The following is a 20,572-nucleotide window of genomic DNA, read 5'->3' on the forward strand; positions in this document are numbered from 1 at the left end:
TCTTTTTTTAAGTCTTGATTTTGGCAGGAAATGCACCCTTCGTTTATACTGAGGGTATGGCACGAGAAAGGATGAAATGATGAATACTTTTTTTGATACATTAAATGAACGAAAAGGAGAACTGGTAACAGCGGTCTTTGAGCATTTGACCTTATCCATCATGGCATTATTGATTGCAATCATCATCGCTGTTCCGCTGGCCATTTGGCTCGTGAATCATAAACGAGCAGCCGAAGTCGGACTGCAAATCACTAGTGTGCTGCAAACGATCCCGTCATTGGCTTTGTTAGGATTACTGATTCCTTTTGTCGGTATCGGCACACCGCCAGCATTGATCGCATTAGTGATTTATGCATTGTTGCCAATTTTTCAGAACACGTATATTGGCCTTTCAGAGATTGATCCTTCCATAGAAGAAGCAGCCGTGGCCTTTGGTATGTCCCGAATGCGTCGTTTGATCAAAGTGGAATTACCAATTGCGTTACCTGTAATTATTTCCGGTATCCGGACTGCTTTGGTTTTGATCATCGGGACTGCCACATTGGCAGCATTGATCGGCGCAGGCGGGTTGGGTTCTTTTATCTTGCTGGGGATCGATCGGAACGCGCCAGCGTTGACTTTGATTGGGGCAATCAGCTCAGCGCTATTGGCGATCATCTTTAGTACCTTGATTCGATACCTACAACACTTAAAACCTCGTTATACGATCATTACATTGGCAGCCTTGATTTTCGTGATTGGCGGCATTTCTTTTTCACAAAGCGGTATTTTTGCGCCCAATACGATTCGGATCGCTGGAAAACTGGGTTCCGAACCGGATATTTTGATCAATATGTATAAAGAGATGATTGAACAAGAAAATCCGGATGTCCAGGTTGAGCTGGAACCGAATTTTGGAAAAACCAGCTTTCTATTCAGCGCTTTAGACAATGATCAAGTCGATATTTACCCAGAATTCACCGGTACGGTTTTAGAAAGTTTGGTTGAGGTACCTGATGATGTCGATAGCCAAAGCCTTGACTCTGATCAGACATACCAAGAGGCCGTGACTTTATTAAACGAACAATTTGACATGACCTTATTAAAACCAATGGCCTATCAAAACACCTATGCATTGGCAGTGAAAAAAGAGTTTGCAAAAGAACATGAATTAACAACCATCTCTGATTTGAAAAAAATCGAGCGTCAGGTCAAAGCAGGGTTTACTTTAGAATTTATTGACCGTACGGATGGCTATGCGGGTATCCAAGACAAATACGGATTAGATTTCCCGAGCGTGCAAAGTATGGAGCCTGCCTTACGGTATCAAGCCATCAACAACGGTGATATCAATCTATTAGATGCGTATTCAACTGATAGTGAGTTGCAGCAGTATGGATTGGTGATATTAGAAGATGACCAACACTTATTTCCGCCATACCAAGGCGCACCTTTGATGAAAGCAGCCTTCGCAAAAGAACATCCGGAAGTGGTGACAGCTTTGGAAAAATTAGCAGGGAAAATCACCGAAGAACAAATGAGCGAAATGAATTATCAAGTAAACGTTGAAGGCAAGCAGCCGGCAGAAGTGGCCAAAACATTTTTACTTGACCAAGGGTTACTTAAGGAGGGTGAATAATGACCTCAATTATTGAATTTAAACAAGTCAGTAAAGCATTTGATGGAAAAACTGTCATCGACAATCTTGATTTGACCATCCAAAAAGGTGAAATATTTGTCCTCGTCGGTCCATCAGGCAGCGGTAAAACAACGACGTTAAAAATGATCAATGCATTGTCAGAGCCAACTGAAGGTGATATTTATTTTAAAGAAAAACGCATCAAAGATTACAATATACAAAAAATGCGTTGGCAAATGGGGTATGTATTGCAACAAATCGCGTTATTTCCGACTATGGATGTCAAACAGAACATAGAAGTCATCCCTGAAATGTTGGGGTGGTCTAAGAAAGACCGTAGTGAAGCCGTTGATCGGTTACTGAAACAAGTTCAGCTAGATCCTGAGCAGTATCGTCACCGTCTTCCGAAAGCATTGTCTGGCGGGGAACAACAGAGAATCGGTATTCTGCGCGCACTAGCTGCCAATCCAGAAGTCATTCTTATGGATGAACCATTCAGTGCGTTAGATCCAATTTCTAGAAATGCCTTACAGGAACTCGTTTTGGCTTTGCATCAAGAATTAGGTACAACCATTGTTTTTGTGACGCACAATATGAAAGAAGCCATCAAGTTAGGATCAAGGATCGCTGTGATGAACAAAGGAAAAATCGTTCAGTGTGATACACCAGAAGTCATTATTGCTCAACCGAAAACACAGTTTGTTAAAACATTTTTTGAAGAAACTGGAGACGATGAAGCTAAATTAGTGAAAGTAGCCGATTTGGTTGAGATGGGGTATTATAGTCAAGAAATCGATCAAACCCTTGAAACAGTCAATGCAGATACCATGTTGAATAATACTTATCCATTATTTGCCAAATCAGCAGCGTTGACCATTATCGACAATGATCAAGCGATTGGCACCTTAAATAACCAAAATGTCTTTGCTTTTTTAAGCCGTGAATCCAATGTGAATCAACAATAGGGAACAAAATTGTCACAAAAAATATCAGATTGTTTAAATTTGGTGTTTTCTCTTGCTCTAAAGTCGAAAGTTACGTAAGATAAAAGAATAGAATCATTGGTTGATGATATGCGCTTTTACGCAATCTGCCATTGAAGAAAGTAAAGGAGCATACATTCAATATGGGAAGAATCTTAAAGGAAAATTGGTTTCTGATTTTCTTTATCATCGTAGTTGTTCTCTTGCGCTTGTTTGTGTTAACACCAGTCAAAGTCAGTGGACATTCTATGGATCCGACTTTAGCGGATAAACAGCGTTTGATCGCAACCAAAGTGACGACCTACGATCGTCAGGATATCGTGATATGTGTCGAACCAGATGATACCAGCAAAATTGCTGTCAAGCGCCTCATTGGTTTACCAGGTGATACGGTAGAAATGAAAGATGATGTGTTGACCATCAACGGTGAAGTCTATGCAGAATCTTACTTAGATGATTTTAAAGAAAAGTTTGCCGATGACAAACTGCAAGAGGAATATAGCTATCGGGAGATGTTCCAAGAAATCGCAGCTAGTGCGACCCAATTTACGGAGGACTTCTCGATCACAGTACCTGATGGCAGTTATTTTGTGATGGGAGACAATCGTTTGATTTCTCGTGATAGTCGCAGTTTTGGCGTTGTGACAGATGACCAAATGGAAGGCAAAGTCCTATTACGCTATTGGCCTTTGTCAGAACTCAAATTATTTTAAAAAAAAGCATTCTTGCACAAGGATCGAGTACAGACTCGAAACATGCAGGAATGCTTTTTTTATACGATCCATGCCACCAACGCTACCACTGAAAACAACATTGTCCAAACCGCAATAATAGCTGACGCAATGAAAATAATCTTGATCGATATTGGTTGAACGAATTTATTCGCATCTTTAGAAAATGCATAGGTGATGGATGAGAAAATCAAACAACACAAAATGAAAAATACAGACAGAATCATACGCATCTCCTTACTGACCTATCGTCATTTATTCATATTTATTATAGCAGAGATGATCTTGTTCGTGAAATAAAAAACTTTTTAAAAACTGTATATCAGTGCTTGTGCCATCAATTGACGTGAAAAAAGTATGTCTCTAATAAAAGATTAGAAACATACTTTAGGCTCATGATTTGGTAATCTTTTTAATACGATAACTTTCAAAATATGCCGGTTTGCCTCGCCCTTGAAAAAAGGCGATCACACCCATTACTGCTGCGCCGATCGTGTTGATGAATAAATCACCCATTGTATCCATCAATGCTTCACGACCTACAAAGAGCGTCCCATCAAGCGTCGCATAACGCTGCAAATTCATGCCGCCGATCGAATCACAGATAAATTCCCAAAATTCCCAGAAGACGCCGCAAAGACCAGCAAAGGCAAAGCCCATTAGCAAGAAAAGCCAAGGAGAAACCTTTGTGACAGGCGTTTCTTTTAGGAGCATACAAATCAATCCGTATCCGACTGCTGTTAGAACCATCGGACTGACAGCATGCAAGATTTTATCCCAGAAGGACACGATTTCGATCAAGTGTAAGATCGTTCCCATAAAGACTGAGATCAATAAGAAAAACCAGTAAAAGTAGACTGTTGCATTCGGTAATTGAATCTTGAGTAATTTTTTGCTGTATGTTGGTACAAAAATCAAAAGAATACCCATGATTGCTTGAACAATAAACATCAATCCTTGGCTTTGCGGATAAACACCGCGGAAAAATTCCCACACGGAGTATGCCAAGACCAAAAAACCAAAAACCGTAAATATTCGTTGAATGCGTTGATAATTTCCGTTCATTTATTTGTCCTCCTGAAAGAAGGCCGCTAATCCTTCAAGTAAGGCTGATTCTGAAGAGAAAATCTCGCCATTTAATTTGATCAGTCCAACAGTATATAAATTGACATAATGAAATTGATTTTCGGCTACCGTTTGCAAGGCGTTCAGTTTTTGCTGATTGTCGGCACCTTGTTGGCGACTATCGGTATAAAGACCAATGATAGGAATTCCTTTGGCATACGCCACACCAATTTCTGAAGCGACACCGGCATCAATGGTCAACCCATCTAAACAAGCAATCATCAAATCGCTGGTCAAGACTTTTTCGGTATCGGCTAGAGCAATCATTTTGCTGTCAGCATAAGCACTTTTATCATTGATGGCCACATTTTCTTGGGGAAGATAAATGGTAACTTCCGGATATTGTTGGCGGATTTTTTCTACTAATGTCGCATTGTACTGTAAATCACTGGCTGCAAATAATGGGGCTGCAAAATAAATATTCATAAAAAAACACTCCTAGTATTGATAGATTCTGTTGTGATGGTCAACTGAGAGACATGTATGGAAATCAGAAATAATCACTAAAGTAAGCTTCCATATCCGGAATGATCGTCTCTAACAAGCGCAATGTTTCTTTATCAGTGCGTAAGCGTTCCACTCTTTCTAGATAGGCTGGACGACGATAATTCATCAAAAGGCAAGTGAGGGTCTGAATATCTAATTGGACCGCTTTGCCAATTGCTTCCTTCGTCACCTGAACCTTATCGTCTTGGCAACTGACACCAAAAATGCCATTGTTCCATTCAGCAACTGGGTCGGACACCACGAAATGGAAAGCCCCTGAAAAAGCTTTGAATGGGAAGTTTCTCAAAAATTCTGTCACATCAACGATTCTCGCCATATAATAAGGCTCGAGGGTTTCTTTGATTTGGCTGTCATCTAAGTAAAAGGACAAGGGTTGGTTGGTGTAAATATCGCCTTTGACCCAGTAGACCATTGAAAAGTGGGCTGTGATGAAGTTCCACAAACCATTTCGGGCTTCTTGGTTCAGATAAAACATTTCTCTGACATGAAATACTTCTTCTGCTACCCAATAAAAGAGCACGCCGGTAGGGTGGCCGCTTTCGTTGTAATAAATCGCTGCAGTTCGCTGGTCTTCATTTTCATAGCGCCAGTATTCTTCCCAATGGAAGGCTGTGCGTTGCAAGGCGCCATGATTGTCACGAGAAAATTGGTTGTAGACTGTATAAACATCTGGATCATCGACATCTTTTCTCTCCACGATACCTGGCACTTCTTTGGTTTTGGGCAGCTGGGTATCCCGAATCTTAAAGGACAGCTTATCTGACATGATTTCCCACCCTTTACGGCGATAGTAGGGCACATTGTAAGGATACAGATAAGAAATCCATTGTTTGTCTGCGCGCATCGTTTCCAGTGCCAACTTGATCAAATCTTTCATCAGTCCATGGCCAGCATATTCAGGATAAGTGCCAACACCCGTTACACCGCCCATTTTCATCAAGGTGCCATGAATATTGACCTCACAAGGGTAAACCGCAATTTGCGAAATCAACTGGTCCTCGTTGAACCATCCAAAAACTTTAGAGAGTTCTAAAATCGGTCGTTTTGATTTGATCATTTCTCGCTTGTTTTCATATCCGCTTTCTTCAATATCTGATTCAGTGATTTGGAAAACATAGCTGAGTAATTCGTTAAACTGGTCGACATCTTTCTCTTCCACAGGTCGAATATGAAATTTCTCATGAAAAGTATTATCCATTGTTTCAACTCCAATTATTTTTACTAGCTTTAGTATAGCAAAACCTGAACAAATATGTTTGAATAACGGTTAAGAAAAATACTTTCACTATTATCATTTCGTTGGTATAATAGAAAAGCTGACTAAAAGAAATGAGGAACGTATCCATGAACATAGAAGAAATGAAAAAACGACAGGAGAAAATTCGTAATTTCTCCATTATCGCCCATATTGACCATGGGAAATCGACATTAGCGGACCGTATCTTAGAACAAACCCATACTGTAAGTTCTCGTGAAATGCAGCATCAACTGCTGGATTCAATGGATTTGGAAAGAGAACGCGGAATCACTATCAAGTTGAATGCAGTGGAATTGAATTATACAGCCAAAGATGGTGAAACGTATATATTTCACTTGATCGACACCCCTGGGCACGTCGATTTTACCTACGAAGTATCTCGTAGTTTGGCAGCTTGTGAGGGTGCAGTTCTTGTAGTTGATGCTGCGCAAGGAATCGAAGCACAAACATTGGCTAACGTATACTTGGCATTGGACAATGACTTGGAAATCTTACCAGTCATCAACAAAATCGATTTACCTGCAGCTGACCCTGAGCGCGTCCGAAAAGAGATTGAAGATGTGATCGGGATCGACGCCAGCGAAGCGGTCTTGGCCAGTGCCAAAGCAGGAATCGGGATCGAAGATATTTTAGAACAAATCGTTGAATATGTACCGGCACCTCAAGGAGATATTGAAGCACCGCTGAAAGCATTGATTTTTGATTCCGTCTATGACTCCTACCGTGGTGTTGTGCTAAATGTCCGCATCATGGAAGGAATGGTCAAACCTGGTGACAAAATCCAAATGATGAGCAACGGCAAAACCTTCGATGTGACAGAAGTGGGTGTCTTCTCACCAAAAGCAATCCAAAGAGAAGCATTGATGGTGGGGGATGTAGGTTACATCACCGCAGCGATCAAGACTGTTAAAGACACCCAAGTGGGGGATACTGTCACTTTGGCCAATCATCCAGCAGATGAAGCATTAGAAGGCTACCGCCAAATGAATCCAATGGTCTATTGCGGATTGTATCCAATCGACACGTCTCGTTACAATGATTTGCGAGAAGCATTGGAAAAATTGCAATTGAACGATGCGGCTTTACAATTTGAGCCAGAAACCTCTCAAGCTTTGGGATTTGGGTTCCGTTGCGGTTTCTTAGGTTTGCTGCATATGGACGTTGTGCAAGAACGCTTGGAGCGTGAATTCAACCTTGAATTGATCACGACCGCACCATCTGTAATCTATCATGTCAATAAAACCGATGGCTCCGTTGTGACTGTCGATAATCCAGCAGACTTTCCTGAAGCTGGCACTGTAGATAATGTTGAAGAACCATTTGTCAAAGCACAAATCATGGTGCCAAATGATTATGTCGGGGCTGTTATGGAGTTGTCACAACGTAAGCGTGGGGACTTTGTGACCATGGATTATCTAGATGATTATCGTGTGAATGTAGTCTATAATATCCCATTGTCAGAAATCGTCTTTGATTTCTTTGACAAACTGAAATCCAGCACCAAAGGCTATGCTTCACTAGATTATGAAATGTCTGGTTATCGCGTCAGCAAATTAGTCAAAATGGACATTATGTTGAATGCTGAGAAAGTCGATGCGTTGAGCTTTATCGTCCATCGCGACTTTGCCTATGAACGTGGCAAAGCCATCGTTGAAAAATTGAAAAAACTGATTCCGCGTCAACAATTTGAAGTGCCGATCCAAGCAGCAATCGGCCAAAAAATCGTGGCCCGTTCCGATATCAAAGCATTACGTAAAAACGTATTGGCGAAGTGTTACGGCGGGGATGTTTCTCGTAAACGCAAGTTGTTAGAGAAACAAAAAGAAGGGAAGAAGCGGATGAAACAGATCGGTTCTGTCGAAGTACCGCAGGAAGCCTTCATGGCCGTTCTGAAAATGGATGAGGATGAACCTAAGAAGTAGCAAGGGTTTGTTTGAAAATTTTTGATACAAAAATATAATTTTCATAATTTATTCGCCCGTTTGTCGTCCTAATTTATTTTAGGGCGACATTTTTCATGAAAATAAATTTTAATTTGATGATCTTTTTAATCTTTGGGCGAATATATCGACAGCTTCTGTCCGCATTTTTTTCGTTACATGGACATACTTATCCATTGTAGTAGAAATTCTGGAATGGCCAAGTCTTTCTTGTACAATTTTAGGCTTTACACCATCCTCCAAAAGCATAGTGGCATGTGTGTGTCTAAGGGAATGAAAGTTGAAATCGAATCCTAATTCTTTTTTGACTTTTCCGCTATGCCATTTGATTGAATTTGGTGTGACTGGTTCGCCGTTTTCTTTAGTGCAAACGAATTGAGTGTCATAATAGTATTTACCATGACGTAGTTTGTTTTCGGACTGGCGCTTGCGAACTTTTTTTAATTCTTGCAGCAATATGGAATCTATTGCTATTGTTCGAAAACTAGATTGTGTTTTTGGTGTTCCTAACTGTATGCCATGCTTATCTTGAAGCATGATTCGTTCCACAGTTACTGTTTGATCCTCAAATGAAATGTCGGACCATTGGAGACCGCAAACCTCACCACGGCGTAATCCAGTATGAAACCCTATCATTAATGGTAGATGAAAGGGGCTAGAAGGGGGATTTATATCTAGAATAGCTTGATATTGTTCCATGCTGATTATTTTCATATCGTCACGATTTTGCTTAGGCTTGTTTTCAAAAGCCGGCATTTCTACATAGATCATTGGATTGCTATTGATTGCTTGCCAAGGATAAACAGCTCTTTTAAATACACCCTTTAAGACAGTAAAGATAATTTCAACTGAATGTTTAGATAGTGGGGTGCTAAACCCATTTGGTAATTTATTTACCAATTCTTGTAATCTTGCTGGTCCAATAGAATTCAGATAATATTTGCCGATTTCTGGTTTTATGTATTTGTTGACCACATTCTGATAATTTTTCTGCGTGTTGTATTTTAATTTCTTTTCTACATAGTTTTCCATCCAATAGTCAAAGTAATCAGAAACACTCATATCCTTAATATCAACTTTTCCTCCATCTTTATATAGGTTCGAAATCATCCTAAGATTTTCATTACAGGTCCGTTAATATTAAAGCCTCCTACAAGTTGTATTGTACATAAAAATACGCAAAATATACAAACGTATGTTCTTGCAATCGTAAAAAGAAAAGCCCGAAGGCTTGACTTTGTTTAAATAGTTGCTTTGTAAATAGCAGCATCTTCGAATGAGATAAGGGGAGCAAAATGTATTTCAATTTCCCCAGTACCGTTAATTCCGAAATGTTGGACACAATCCATTTGTTTGCCTGGCGCCACAGATCCCATTGTATTTTCATTTGGATAGCTTTCTGCTTTTTTGTCATCAGAGCCATAAACGTCTACATCAGCACCAACGGGTAGATCAGAATCAGAATTATTTTTTACCGTATAAGAAATTTTAACAACTTCAGCTGGATTAGTTTCATCGAATTGATTCCGTTCGTCAGTTAGTTCAACTCCTGTTAGGGTATATTCTGCGTCACCAACTTTAACTGTGTCACCCACACTATAAAAACTAATTTCTTCTACGCTAGATGATGATTCCACAGAATCTTTTTGTGATTCAGATGTTGTTCCATCCGCTTCGACTTTAGTTCCGCCATTTTTGTTGACGTCTCCACCGCCTAATACACCGCCAATACCAGCTACTAGTATTACTACTACGATCCAAAACCAAACCCGTTTATAGAAAGGTTTTTTCACTTTATAATATTTACCGTCTGTACCCATAACTTTCTTTGCCATTTTCCCATCTCCTAAAAATTAATTATGATTTTAAAACTACTACAGTCCCATCTATTAGAAATGGGAGAGTGTAATTGTTTTCTATTTTTACAACACCTGTGAATCTTCGAGCATGACACCGAATAACGTCTTTGAAAGTTTCTTGCTTCTTCCGAAATTGAGACGTACAAATTAAAAAAGTTCTACAGCCTTCTTTAAAGCAATTGATCATGTGCAGAGTGTACCTGCTAAAGTTACCCCCATAAATCTAGTATGGCATTCTTGCTTCCATTTTCATTTGAATCATTCATGATCCAGATTGAAATTAATCATATCATTCAATCGAACAATTACTTCGTATGATTGCGATTAGTAACAAATGCAATAAAATTTAAAATCTCTCCCATTTGTTGATCGGTAATATCATCATCTATATGTGCTGCAATCGTATCAACTTTTGTTGACTTTCCAGATTCTAGTTTGTTATTTTCTCTGCCTAGTAGGTAGTCAGTGCTAACTTTAAAATAATCAGCTATAGCAGTAAGTGTTTCTGTATCAGGGCTTCTTTCTCCGCGTTCATATCCAGATATAGAAACTTTTGAAACGTGTATGATATTCCCTAAGTCTTGCTGAGTTAGATTTTTAGATAACCTCAACTCTTTTAATCGATAGCCAAAGTTCATGTTAACACCTCGTTTTCTATTTCATTTTATCGTTAACTGTTAGTTAACACAATTAAAAATTATAAAGTTAACTATATAGTAATTTACAAATTTGTAATTAACTTAAAGTTAACCAAACTATATTTACCTTATATAGAACAAAGACGATGAATCGTTTTTGTTCTATATTTTTATTCTATATAAGTAGCTAAATATCTTATTATGCTAAACAGCTTTTTTTAAAATTTTAAAGCAGGGCACCTAGTGAAGCAAAATTCATTGCTGAAATCAATGAAGAGCTTATACAATAAATAGGTCATCTAATCAAATTTCTTCCATTCATCTTGCCATAAATTGATCAGAGGTACAATCGCTTCTTGATTCTCTGATAAATAATTGGCATAAAAATTCATGGTTGCGCTATTATCAGAGAGTTTTACAGGGACACGATCATTGGATATTTCTGGATCCCAAGTAGAACTAATGGACGAAAGATTTGATTCAAAATACGGAAAGATCGAATAGTTTTTTATTTCGGTAAAATCTGATTCCCTTTGATAAATAAATTTTGCATCAGGTATTTCTTCTTGGATAATGTCAGACCAGATGCCAATATCATCACGAACAATAAAGCTTAATCCAGAAAGGTCATGAAAAGCAACCGATTGTTGCCCGCCCAAATTTGAAAAACGATTGATTCTGACCGATAGATGTTCTTGACCAAGATAAAGCGAATGAATACGACGATCGTTTATTGGTTGATTTGTTATGACACAGCTGAATTTGTGTTCTAAGAGAAGTTCAGCTAAATTGTTTGTCTGGATCAGCGCTTGTTGAATGGTCACATTCCTTCTTTCTATTTGATTCATAACAAGAAGTGGGCCAGGGGCGATGGAGGCAACGATTATGGATTCCATGTTGTGTTGAAAGGCGATGACGTCTTCAACAAACTTCTGGTTTGCATGAAGCAGTTGTTGGGCTTTTTGTACGGCATATTCACCGGTTTTAGTTAAGGTGATTTTATTTGGTGTGCGCGTGAACAATTTGACACCTAGTTGTTCTTCTAGTTTTTGGGTGCCACGTGTAATCGCAGGCTGTGAAATCCCTAAATGCGCAGCCGCCGCTGCAAGTGTACCATATTTTGCAAAAGCAGTTAATTCTAGTAATAAATAATAATCAATCATTTTCCCGCCTCCTAGTATAACTCAAACGTATACTAGCATGTGAAAGTGTTTATTTTCAAGTACTTTCCCTCACTTTATAATTATTCTATAGATATGGGAAGGAAGGTATCAATTATGAAGAGTATATCAGTATTTCAGTTAAACGATGGAAGCAAGATTCCTGCAATTGGATTTGGGGTATTTCAAATTCCAAATGATGGTGCGACATACGATGCAGTTTTGAATGCTTTAGAGGTAGGTTATCGTCACATTGACACAGCCGTCGCTTACTTTAACGAAGAGGAAGTTGGCAAGGCAATTAAGGACAGTGGCATCCCCAGAAATGAAATTTGGGTGACGTCGAAAATGTGGCTGCAAGATTATGACTACGTGGATGCAAAACAGGCCATTGAAAGATCACTTACGAAGCTTGGTTTGGAGTATATTGATTTATATTTGCTGCATCAACCATATGGAAAGCTGGCAGAAGCATGGAAAGCAATGGTTGAAGCAAAAGCAGCAGGAAAAATCCGCTCTATCGGTGTTTCTAATATGACGCCTAAAATTTGGACAAAATGGCAACAACAAGGTTTATTCGATGATGTGCTGCCCTCGGTCAATCAAGTAGAATATAATCCTTATTTTCAACAAAAAGAATTACGACAACTGATGGCTGACAATCAGGTGACTTTGGAAGCATGGGGACCACTGGGACAAGGAAATTCTGAATTATTCAGCGAACCGTTGTTACAAAGCATTGCGGCTAAATACGATAAAAATGTGGGGAAAGTGATTCTTCGTTTTGAACACCAAGAAGGAATGATCATATTTCCAAAGTCAGTCCGCAAAGAACGCATGCAATCCAACCTAGATATATTTGATTTTCAGTTAACTAGTGATGAAATGGATGGTATTCGTGGTTTAGATCGCGGACAAGGAAGGCACAACCCTGATGCTCCTGGCGTTCAAGAAATGCTGCTGCAAGCATTTGATGTCCATAAAAATGAATAAGGAGAAAAAATAAAATGATGATACCAACAATAAAACTAAATGATGGAAACGTGATGCCACAAGTAGGTTTTGGCGTTTTTCAAATTCCAGATCATCTTGAAGCCAGAAACACAGTGGAATCGGCACTCTCAAATGGGTATCGTTTAATCGACACTGCTGAAGCCTACCATAATCAACAAGCAGTTGGGGAAGCCATAAATCGAAGCAGTACAAAACGTGAGGATATTTTCTTAACAACAAAGTTATGGGTTTCTAATTTCACCTATGAAAAAGCAAAACAAGCGATTGATCATGATTTACATGAGCTGCAGACTGATTACATTGATCTGTTCTTATTACATCAAGCCTATGGAGATGTCGCTGGTGCTTGGCGCGCGATGGAAGAAGCACAAAAAGAGGGGAAAATAAAATCATTAGGCGTTTCAAATTTCTGGCCCAATCAATTGAAGAATTTGGAATTAATGATGAATGTTAAGCCAGTTGTCAACCAGATAGAAATCAACCCTTGGTTTCAAAGAGAAAAAGAAGTTGACTGGAATCAAAAAGAAGATGTAGCGATCGAGGCCTGGGCCCCTTTTGCAGAGGGGAAAAATGGTATTTTCACAAATGATCTCTTATCACAGATTGGTCAAAAATATGGAAAAACTTCAGGACAGGTCATTCTTCGTTGGCTATTACAGCGCAATATCATTATTATCCCTAAGTCAGTGCATGCTGAACGCCAAAAAGAAAACATTGCGCTATTTGATTTTGTCTTATCGGCAGAAGACATGCGATTGATTTCAACTCTTGACAAGAATAAGAGTCAATTTTTCGACCATCATGATCCGGATACGATCGAACAAATTTTTGGGTCAAGTTTACGTGAATTGAGATCATGAGCAGTCGAAAGATATCACTAGAACGATTATGTGCAATTCATTTGAACATTTTTATGTACTGAGTACTGGTCTGTAAAGAAGTGTTCTTTCTATAAGAGTAATAAAAAAGTAGAAAAATTTTCCGTTCGGAAGATCCAAGTCGTTGCTACTGCTACAATTAAACTTTGTGGCGAGAAGGATACTATAGCTGCTAACAAAGAAGAAAGTGGAAAGTTGTAACTAAATTGCAAATGAGCAAATCATCCGCTTCTTTGGAACAAAACAATACCAAAATAACTATAGGTACATCATCAGCTAACAGTGGGACATATTTTTTTACACTGAACGATAACAATTATGAAATGTATGTAAATAAAGGAACGCTAGATTTGAATCTTGTATTTAAGCGTGAAGCTGTTCATTGATTCTAAAAGTCGCAGTATGTTGTTCATACTGCGACTTTTTTGCGTAGGTAGAGTGTTGAATGTGGGTTTAAAAAGCTAACTGGTTTGTACTACATCCTATTAAGGAACGAAATGATGATTCTGTACTAATACATTTTCTTGCTCAACGAAGAAACCCAGATGTAAGTTTTACACCTGGGTTTCTTCTAAGTATTTCTTTACAACATTTGTTTCGTTTTCTGAGCACTGATTCCCAGAATTGCGGTACCGGCTAACGTGAGGTAAAACACGGTAACGGCGATGGCGCTTTTACCGCCAGTAGGCAGCAATAAATCAGGAAAGTTAAGGGCAACATATAAAAATAGAAATAACAACAGCTGAAAGAACCGCTCTGTTTTCGTGTAGCTCCCCAACAGTAAAGCAGTTATAGGAATGGCTAAGCCCCAACTGAAAATCACCATTGCCGCCGGAAATCCTATGGCAAGACTGCGAATCAATGCCGGAAAGAGCAGGAACAGACACAGCAGCAGACTACTGCCTGCACTAGCAAGAGCCTGGCGAAGAGGCGCACCGGGAATCGTCAGCAGCCATTTGTCCATTCCAGTCAGCGCCTCTTCACTGCCTAAGCGACTCAGAGGCAAAACCGCCACACCAAACAAAAGCGGTAGCAAAATCGTTCGTGAAATCTCGTTGGCAACGATCCAGCTGGCGAGCCATAAACCGAAGACCACCAGATACCACCAGAAACTCAGATCATCCGTGATACGTTGTAGCTCATTTTTTGTCATGATCAGCAGACTGAAGCGGCCTTCTGCCACCGGTTGCCAAGATTCGCTGATAGGGGAGGCCTTACTCGGTCGATGAGGGATCTGCAACTTCTTTTTTTGTTTAATGATCACGGGTCTTTTCTCCAATAGCAGGGCCGCAATCATGGTCAGCAGCAAAGCTGCGCCAACAACTAGTGTCATGCTGATTAAAACATCGGCCTCTTTGGGGATACCGGTGAAATATAATTGTTGGGTACCGGTGTAGGAAAAATGACCGCCCCCAAATACAGTCATGGCGAAATCACTTTTTCCGGAAGCTGTGAAGACAGCGGCTGCGACAACCAGATCTAATAAGGCAAAACCGGTAAAATCAAAGGTAATTCTAGGGGTGAGTACACCGTCATTCAGCATATTCATTGAATGACTCAAACTAAAAAGAAAGAAGAGCATAAATAAGAATGTCGCCAGTGCATTCGAGTTTCTGCTGCGAAAGATTGGGGCGGTCTCTAAGACCAGTGAAAAGGCAGTGACCAGCAACAAACCGGGAACCAACGGGATAAACGGCGAGACAAAGGTCCAGAGATCAATAAGCTCTCCATGAAAACGAAATAGCATGGTAAACAGTGATCCACACATTACGATTGTCAGTAATATCAGCAGTAAAATAAACCCCGCTAGCAGTTTCCCAAAAACATAACGAAATCGTCCAACCCCACTGGCTAAGAGCAGTTCCATCGTCCCTGTGTGGCGATCGAGATGGACCATGCCTCGAACATAAGCAAAACCGGCAAATGGTAAAAATATCGCAAATGATAAAGCAGCAGCGATCGGGATCCAAGTCGGATTTCCTCCTTGGATAAAGGTATCTGGCTCGATACTCATAACATGCAGACCGCCAACCTGGTTTTTTGGAACCAATAAAAAGGCGGAAACAAGTGCTGCCGCTGCCATGGCCCAAAAAGAAAACTGGCGGGTTCGCTGTTTGATGGTAGCTTTAGCAATCATCCAGGTATTCATCTTAAGCACCTGCTTTCAAAACAGCTAGACAAGCATCTTCTAGAGTAGCAGTTACTGCGTTTGCTGATTGAGTCACATGGTCGGCAACTTCTCGGACCCGGATACCGTTTGCGGTCTGCACGAGGCTACTGATGACCGCGGTTTCAAGCGGCAGGCTGCCCTGAGGCAAAGTATATTCCCAGACCCGTCCCTCTGCGGCATGCAACAAATTTTCCGGCGAACCATCATAAACCAGCCGGCCTTTTTGCAATAGGAGTATTTGACCAGCCACAGCTTCGATATCTGAAACAATATGGGTGCTGAGCAGCACAATCCGCTCTTTGCTAAGCTCACTGAGCAGATTACGCAACCCGACTCTTTCTTCTGGATCCAATCCGGTGGAGGGTTCATCGGCAATGATAATCTGCGGATCACCTAAAAGTGCGGCACTCAGGCCTACACGCTGCCGCATCCCACCGGAAAAAGCTGCTAACGGGCGATTGCCGACATCTGATAAATGGAACTGGGCCAGCAACTGCGCAATCTGTTTTTTCGCGTCTGCCGGGCGGATCCCTTTGGCGGACGCAATATAAAATAGAAACTCACTAGCGGAAAGGTTCGGATATACTGGGACACTTTGTGGCAGATAGCCGAGTACTTTGCGCATCAAGTTTGGTTTTTTCACAATACTTTCACCATCAAGTAGGATGTCTCCAGCAGTCGGTTTTTTCAAGGTTGCCAACTGATTCATCAAAGTGCTTTTTCCCGCTCCATTAGGACCAATCAGACCAATCAAACTACCTGGACATAATTCCAAACTGACATTTTCTAAGGCTGTTTTGTTGCCAAAACGCATCGTTAAGCCATGACAATTGATTTTCATTTTTCTCCATCTCCGTCTTCTTATAAACTCTAAGTGAATGATTTCAAAGAATAGCGTACCACCGGAATTTTCGTAAGTAATCGGGCTTTAGGTGTAGGGGAGAAGGGACGTTGTCAGTAGTTTTTTTATATTCACGTATGTAGTCCAATCGATTTGGCAAGCTTCACCTATTTACATCCTAAAAACCTGTAATTGGATAGCGAATCATACCGTTTTTACGGTACTGTTGTTCATAAATGGTAGTAAAATCATTTGCTCCCTTTGCGTAACAGAGCGTGATCACCCAAGTATCTACTTGAAAGCTTGAAATTTAAGTAATAATAAAATAGAAGAGTATATAAACTTCAAAAGATGATATACTTAGAACGAAATGTGGCAAAGTAGGTGAACAAAGTGAAGATTTTGATTATTGATGATGATTTAGAATTATGTGAACTATTGAAAAAGAGTATTGAATCTATTGGTTTTTTTGCGGAGTATGAGTTAAATGGAAAAAATGGGATCGCTAAATTACAAAATGATGATGACTTTCATTTGGTTATACTCGATGTGATGATGCCCAAAATAGGAGGCTTTACTATACTTAAGGAGCTTAGAAAATTAAGCAATGTTCCTGTTATGATGCTAACAGCAAAGAATGATAGTTTAAGTAAAGTAAATGGACTTGAGATTGGTGCGGATGATTATATGACCAAACCATTTGAAATGAGCGAATTTTTAGCTAGAGTCGGCTCTTTAATACGCAGATATACGGACTTGAATGAACAAAAAAGTTCTTCAATCGCTAAATTTTCTTTTGGCGATCTAAGTATTGATATGCAATCAAGAGAGGTTGAGATTTCGAATAAATTAATCGAATTAACTGTAAAGGAATTTGATATTTTAGCCCTACTCATAAAGAACAAAGGCACTATTTTAACGAAACAGCAAATCTATGAAAATGTTTGGCAGGATGTCTACGCTTATGACGATGATAATATTATGTCCGTCTTCAGTCGTCTGAGAAAAAAAATCGAAGAAAATCCTAGAAATCCAAAATATATTCAAACCGTAAGAGGAATTGGCTATAGATTTATAGCCAATCGTAACCGCTGAGTTTAAAGGATATTGAACTTCATTTGATAGGAGGGATTGCTTTGTCTGTAAGTATTTTTTTTATTTTCATCATTAGTCTACTGCTTAACGTTTATTTAATCTTGTATATCAAAAGCAAAGCAAAACAAGTGACTTCCTTTATCAAGGAAATGAAAGATGAGCATGGTACTAAGCGGATGTTGATTTCTGAAAGAGACTTGTTTTCACCTGTTGTTTTCGAAATAAATGCGGTGATAGCTGACTACGAACAACAAGTCCAGCAGCTCAAAAAAGAAATAAATTCCAGTAAAGAGTTAATGACAAGCCTATCCCATGATATTCGAACACCATTAACTACCTTGATTGGATACTTAGATGCAATACAATTGGGTATCGTAACTGGTCTTGAGAAAGAAGAGTATATAGAAGTTTCGAGGAAAAAAGCATATGCTTTGAAGACATATGTTGATCGTTTGTTTGAGTGGTTTAAGTTTAACTCCGATGATTACACAATGGATATGCAAAACGTTGAAATTGTCGAATTGACCAGAACCTTGCTAATTGACTGGGTACCTGTTTTTGAAAAAAATAAAATAAAATTTGATTTTGATTTTCCAGAGCAGGGCCTATACACATTAGTTGATAAGTTTATGTATAAGCGAGTTATCGATAATTTAATTAGTAATGTCATGGAGCATAGTGAAGCTGATTTTTTTCACCTTAGTTTGGGATACAATGCATCAAAAATTACGATCAAAATTATGGATAATGGCGTAGGGATAGATGAAACATCCATTCAAAAAGTATTTGATCGACTTTACAAAGTAGATCAAGGAAGAAGCGCAAAAGGCAGTGGTCTAGGATTAGCAATCGTAAGAGATATTCTTCAAAAAATAGATGGAACAATCACTGTAGATAGTGTTGTAAATAATCAAACCGTATTTACTATATCATTAAATAGAACGTAATGTTTCTAGACCAAGAAGATATATTTTCTTGGTCTTGTTTTTTCAAGAATAAAACTAGTTATTTGCAAGGTTATTGCAAGGTTACCGTAGTATAGTATTACTATCGGAAGGGGGACTTCAAATTGTCAAAATATATAATTGAAACGAATGATCTGACAAAAATGTATGGAGATCAAGCGAGTATTAATAATTTGAATATTCATGTAAAACAAGGTGAAATATATGGTCTTCTAGGTAGAAATGGTGCTGGTAAGACAACGACTATGAAAATTCTCATTGGACTAATAAAAGCATCTTCTGGGACTGCGAAAATATTTGGATTAGATATTCAAAAAGATTCAGAAAAAATTTTGAAACGTGTAGGTGCTTTAATTGAGTCGCCAGGATTTTATCCTAATTTAACTGGAACAGAAAATTTAAAATTGTTTTCCCGACTGCGTGGAGTATCCAAAAACTCCGCTGTACAAGATGCTATGCAAACTGTTGGGCTAATTTTTGGAGACAAAAAGCTGTTTAGTCAATATTCTTTAGGTATGAAGCAACGACTAGCAATTGCTTTGGCAATTATGCATGATCCCGATTTATTGATTTTAGATGAGCCAACAAATGGACTGGATCCGATTGGTATTGCTGAAATGAGAGAATTGCTACTAGAATTGAGTCATGAAAAAGGAAAAACTATTATTATTTCAAGCCATATTTTGTCTGAAATTTCACTGTTAGTAGATCAGGTAGGGATTATTGATCATGGGAAGCTGTTGGAAGAAGAAAGTCTTGAAGAGTTAGAGCAAAAAAATGATAAATATATCCATTATAAAGTGTCGAATGTGTTTGAGGTTGCAAGAATCTTAGAATATGAATTTCATGTAATAGACTTTAAAATTATAGATGATATGAATTTGTATATTTATGATACTGATCTACCATTGAACAAAGTAAATAAAGCTATTTTAGGTAGCTCGAGTGAGCTTTATGAGGTGCATTTAAAAGAAGACACGCTAGAAGATTACTTCAAAAAGGTGACAGGGGGAACAGGAATTGCTTAATCTTGTTCATTGCGAGTTAAAAAAAATAAAGAGGAAAAAACTTATTCAAATCACGCTTTTAGGTGCATTCTTATTTCCTATTCCTTTAACACTCTTAATGGTGAAAGACCATTCTGTTTTTAATCAGCTTTATCGAATGAATCTTCTGTTTGGTAATTTGTTGTTGCTGCCTATTATTCTAGGAATTGTTACATCCATGCTGATTTACATGGAAAAAGATAACGATACGTTAAAGAATATTCTCGTTATTCCTATTTCTAAAAGCAGGTTGCTATTGTCAAAATTGATCCTAGTTGCAATGCTTTCTGTATTGTATTCACTAATAAGTATTATAGCTCTATTAGTTGGAAATATTTTTATGAATAATGTCATAGATTTTCTTATGCTCATTCGATTTAATTTTATTATCGGGTTAGCCGTATTTATAGCTATTTTACCTGTTATTGTTATCATAGTAAAAGCAAATAAAGGATATATTTGTGCAATTATTGTATCTGTTATCTACACAATTATAAATTTTGTAGTCACTTTGTCGATAGGTAGTGATTCAGGCAATATAGTTCTTTCAACGATTCTACCCATTCCTTTGATACTAAGATGGTGTATGGGTGTCTTACCGACGGAAATTAAATTGCCTGATAATATGATGAGTAGTCAAATTTCAACTCAGTATTTTATCGGAATTATGACAGTTTACCTAATTTTATTCTCCTGCATAGCTATATACAGTTATGAGAAATCAGAGAATTAGAGGAGAAGATA

Annotated in this window: 20 protein-coding genes; 10 read left to right on the forward strand and 10 right to left on the reverse strand. The window is 38.7% G+C overall.

What is annotated here, in order from left to right; all coding sequences use genetic code 11:
- Nucleotides 1–79 precede the first annotated feature (79 nt).
- From IGI41_RS06700 to lepB, 3 genes are all read left to right on the forward strand, one after another.
- On the forward strand, nucleotides 80–1,618 hold the full coding sequence (locus IGI41_RS06700) for an ABC transporter permease/substrate-binding protein (RefSeq protein ID WP_430612464.1): 1,539 nt from the start codon (nucleotides 80–82) through the stop codon (nucleotides 1,616–1,618).
- A complete protein-coding gene (locus tag IGI41_RS06705; protein ID WP_430612466.1) occupies nucleotides 1,618–2,583 on the forward strand; it encodes an ABC transporter ATP-binding protein in 966 nt (321 codons plus the stop codon). The genes IGI41_RS06700 and IGI41_RS06705 overlap by 1 nt, the downstream gene beginning before the upstream one ends.
- A gap of 161 nt (nucleotides 2,584–2,744) precedes the next feature.
- A complete protein-coding gene (lepB, locus tag IGI41_RS06710) occupies nucleotides 2,745–3,314 on the forward strand; it encodes a signal peptidase I (protein ID WP_430612468.1) in 570 nt (189 codons plus the stop codon).
- A 59-nt stretch (nucleotides 3,315–3,373) separates the two neighbouring features.
- Here the strand turns inward: lepB and IGI41_RS06715 are convergent, their stop codons facing one another.
- From IGI41_RS06715 to IGI41_RS06730, 4 genes are all read right to left on the reverse strand, one after another.
- Nucleotides 3,374–3,559: a hypothetical protein gene (locus IGI41_RS06715; protein ID WP_430612470.1), complete on the reverse strand. Its 186-nt coding sequence runs from the start codon at nucleotides 3,557–3,559 to the stop codon at nucleotides 3,374–3,376.
- A gap of 166 nt (nucleotides 3,560–3,725) precedes the next feature.
- Nucleotides 3,726–4,397 carry a hypothetical protein gene (locus IGI41_RS06720; protein ID WP_430612472.1) on the reverse strand — a complete coding sequence of 224 codons (672 nt, stop codon included), beginning with the start codon at nucleotides 4,395–4,397 and terminating at the stop codon, nucleotides 3,726–3,728.
- Nucleotides 4,398–4,883, reverse strand: a complete 486-nt coding sequence (locus IGI41_RS06725) for a nucleoside 2-deoxyribosyltransferase (protein ID WP_430612474.1) — start codon at nucleotides 4,881–4,883, stop codon at nucleotides 4,398–4,400.
- Between the two features lie 64 nt (nucleotides 4,884–4,947).
- Nucleotides 4,948–6,162 carry a GNAT family N-acetyltransferase gene (locus IGI41_RS06730; RefSeq protein ID WP_430612476.1) on the reverse strand — a complete coding sequence of 405 codons (1,215 nt, stop codon included), beginning with the start codon at nucleotides 6,160–6,162 and terminating at the stop codon, nucleotides 4,948–4,950.
- A 146-nt stretch (nucleotides 6,163–6,308) separates the two neighbouring features.
- On the opposite strand from IGI41_RS06730, the gene lepA reads away from it, so the two are divergent.
- Nucleotides 6,309–8,144, forward strand: a complete 1,836-nt coding sequence (gene lepA, locus IGI41_RS06735; RefSeq protein ID WP_430612478.1) for a translation elongation factor 4 — start codon at nucleotides 6,309–6,311, stop codon at nucleotides 8,142–8,144.
- Nucleotides 8,145–8,252: 108 nt separating this feature from the next.
- On the opposite strand, the gene IGI41_RS06740 is transcribed toward lepA, so the two are convergent.
- The 4 genes from IGI41_RS06740 to IGI41_RS06755 all read right to left on the reverse strand — a co-directional run bounded on the left by IGI41_RS06740 (nucleotide 8,253) and on the right by IGI41_RS06755 (nucleotide 11,822).
- Nucleotides 8,253–9,272 carry a tyrosine-type recombinase/integrase gene (locus tag IGI41_RS06740; protein WP_430612480.1) on the reverse strand — a complete coding sequence of 340 codons (1,020 nt, stop codon included), beginning with the start codon at nucleotides 9,270–9,272 and terminating at the stop codon, nucleotides 8,253–8,255.
- A 131-nt stretch (nucleotides 9,273–9,403) separates the two neighbouring features.
- Entirely contained in the window at nucleotides 9,404–9,997 is a 594-nt protein-coding gene (locus tag IGI41_RS06745; RefSeq protein ID WP_430612482.1) for a DUF4352 domain-containing protein, read from the reverse strand.
- A gap of 329 nt (nucleotides 9,998–10,326) precedes the next feature.
- Nucleotides 10,327–10,659, reverse strand: a complete 333-nt coding sequence (locus IGI41_RS06750; RefSeq protein WP_430612484.1) for a helix-turn-helix domain-containing protein — start codon at nucleotides 10,657–10,659, stop codon at nucleotides 10,327–10,329.
- A gap of 299 nt (nucleotides 10,660–10,958) precedes the next feature.
- Complete coding sequence (locus tag IGI41_RS06755; protein WP_430612486.1) at nucleotides 10,959–11,822, reverse strand: LysR family transcriptional regulator; 864 nt, start codon at nucleotides 11,820–11,822, stop codon at nucleotides 10,959–10,961.
- A gap of 114 nt (nucleotides 11,823–11,936) precedes the next feature.
- On the opposite strand from IGI41_RS06755, the gene IGI41_RS06760 reads away from it, so the two are divergent.
- Together IGI41_RS06760 and IGI41_RS06765 are read left to right on the forward strand one after the other, a co-directional pair.
- Nucleotides 11,937–12,812: an aldo/keto reductase gene (locus IGI41_RS06760; protein WP_430612758.1), complete on the forward strand. Its 876-nt coding sequence runs from the start codon at nucleotides 11,937–11,939 to the stop codon at nucleotides 12,810–12,812.
- 14 nt (nucleotides 12,813–12,826) lie between these two features.
- The gene (locus IGI41_RS06765) at nucleotides 12,827–13,693 is read left to right on the forward strand and encodes an aldo/keto reductase (RefSeq protein WP_430612488.1); all 867 of its coding nucleotides are present in this window, start codon (nucleotides 12,827–12,829) and stop codon (nucleotides 13,691–13,693) included.
- A 601-nt stretch (nucleotides 13,694–14,294) separates the two neighbouring features.
- Here IGI41_RS06765 and IGI41_RS06770 read toward each other — a convergent pair.
- Both IGI41_RS06770 and IGI41_RS06775 read right to left on the reverse strand, forming a co-directional pair.
- Nucleotides 14,295–15,725 (reverse strand): ABC transporter permease subunit, encoded by a 1,431-nt coding sequence (locus tag IGI41_RS06770; RefSeq protein WP_430612490.1) that lies wholly within the window; start codon nucleotides 15,723–15,725, stop codon nucleotides 14,295–14,297.
- Between the two features lie 136 nt (nucleotides 15,726–15,861).
- A complete protein-coding gene (locus IGI41_RS06775; protein WP_430612492.1) occupies nucleotides 15,862–16,722 on the reverse strand; it encodes an ABC transporter ATP-binding protein in 861 nt (286 codons plus the stop codon).
- Between the two features lie 393 nt (nucleotides 16,723–17,115).
- Here IGI41_RS06775 and IGI41_RS06780 point away from each other — a divergent pair, with 393 nt between their 5' ends.
- The 4 genes from IGI41_RS06780 (at nucleotide 17,116) to IGI41_RS06795 (ending at nucleotide 20,561) form a co-directional block, all read left to right on the forward strand.
- Nucleotides 17,116–17,817 carry a response regulator transcription factor gene (locus IGI41_RS06780; protein WP_430612494.1) on the forward strand — a complete coding sequence of 234 codons (702 nt, stop codon included), beginning with the start codon at nucleotides 17,116–17,118 and terminating at the stop codon, nucleotides 17,815–17,817.
- Between the two features lie 41 nt (nucleotides 17,818–17,858).
- Complete coding sequence (locus tag IGI41_RS06785) at nucleotides 17,859–18,764, forward strand: sensor histidine kinase (RefSeq protein WP_430612496.1); 906 nt, start codon at nucleotides 17,859–17,861, stop codon at nucleotides 18,762–18,764.
- A gap of 122 nt (nucleotides 18,765–18,886) precedes the next feature.
- The gene (locus IGI41_RS06790) at nucleotides 18,887–19,810 is read left to right on the forward strand and encodes an ABC transporter ATP-binding protein (protein WP_430612498.1); all 924 of its coding nucleotides are present in this window, start codon (nucleotides 18,887–18,889) and stop codon (nucleotides 19,808–19,810) included.
- Nucleotides 19,803–20,561 carry an ABC transporter permease gene (locus IGI41_RS06795; RefSeq protein ID WP_430612500.1) on the forward strand — a complete coding sequence of 253 codons (759 nt, stop codon included), beginning with the start codon at nucleotides 19,803–19,805 and terminating at the stop codon, nucleotides 20,559–20,561. Before IGI41_RS06790 ends, IGI41_RS06795 begins: the two co-directional genes overlap by 8 nt.
- Nucleotides 20,562–20,572 lie beyond the last annotated feature (11 nt).

Source organism: Enterococcus sp. DIV0876 (genome assembly GCF_050529585.1).
Classification (GTDB): Bacteria; Bacillota; Bacilli; order Lactobacillales; family Enterococcaceae; genus Enterococcus_D.

Coding starts and splice junctions, on each gene's coding strand:
- IGI41_RS06700 (WP_430612464.1), top strand. CDS start 80: ATGAATACTTTTTTTGATACATTAAATGAACGAAAAGGAGAACTGGTA.
- IGI41_RS06705 (WP_430612466.1), top strand. CDS start 1,618: ATGACCTCAATTATTGAATTTAAACAAGTCAGTAAAGCATTTGATGGA.
- lepB (WP_430612468.1), top strand. CDS start 2,745: ATGGGAAGAATCTTAAAGGAAAATTGGTTTCTGATTTTCTTTATCATC.
- IGI41_RS06715 (WP_430612470.1), bottom strand. CDS start 3,559: ATGATTCTGTCTGTATTTTTCATTTTGTGTTGTTTGATTTTCTCATCC.
- IGI41_RS06720 (WP_430612472.1), bottom strand. CDS start 4,397: ATGAACGGAAATTATCAACGCATTCAACGAATATTTACGGTTTTTGGT.
- IGI41_RS06725 (WP_430612474.1), bottom strand. CDS start 4,883: ATGAATATTTATTTTGCAGCCCCATTATTTGCAGCCAGTGATTTACAG.
- IGI41_RS06730 (WP_430612476.1), bottom strand. CDS start 6,162: ATGGATAATACTTTTCATGAGAAATTTCATATTCGACCTGTGGAAGAG.
- lepA (WP_430612478.1), top strand. CDS start 6,309: ATGAACATAGAAGAAATGAAAAAACGACAGGAGAAAATTCGTAATTTC.
- IGI41_RS06740 (WP_430612480.1), bottom strand. CDS start 9,272: ATGATTTCGAACCTATATAAAGATGGAGGAAAAGTTGATATTAAGGAT.
- IGI41_RS06745 (WP_430612482.1), bottom strand. CDS start 9,997: ATGGCAAAGAAAGTTATGGGTACAGACGGTAAATATTATAAAGTGAAA.
- IGI41_RS06750 (WP_430612484.1), bottom strand. CDS start 10,659: ATGAACTTTGGCTATCGATTAAAAGAGTTGAGGTTATCTAAAAATCTA.
- IGI41_RS06755 (WP_430612486.1), bottom strand. CDS start 11,822: ATGATTGATTATTATTTATTACTAGAATTAACTGCTTTTGCAAAATAT.
- IGI41_RS06760 (WP_430612758.1), top strand. CDS start 11,937: ATGAAGAGTATATCAGTATTTCAGTTAAACGATGGAAGCAAGATTCCT.
- IGI41_RS06765 (WP_430612488.1), top strand. CDS start 12,827: ATGATGATACCAACAATAAAACTAAATGATGGAAACGTGATGCCACAA.
- IGI41_RS06770 (WP_430612490.1), bottom strand. CDS start 15,725: ATGAGTATCGAGCCAGATACCTTTATCCAAGGAGGAAATCCGACTTGG.
- IGI41_RS06775 (WP_430612492.1), bottom strand. CDS start 16,722: ATGAAAATCAATTGTCATGGCTTAACGATGCGTTTTGGCAACAAAACA.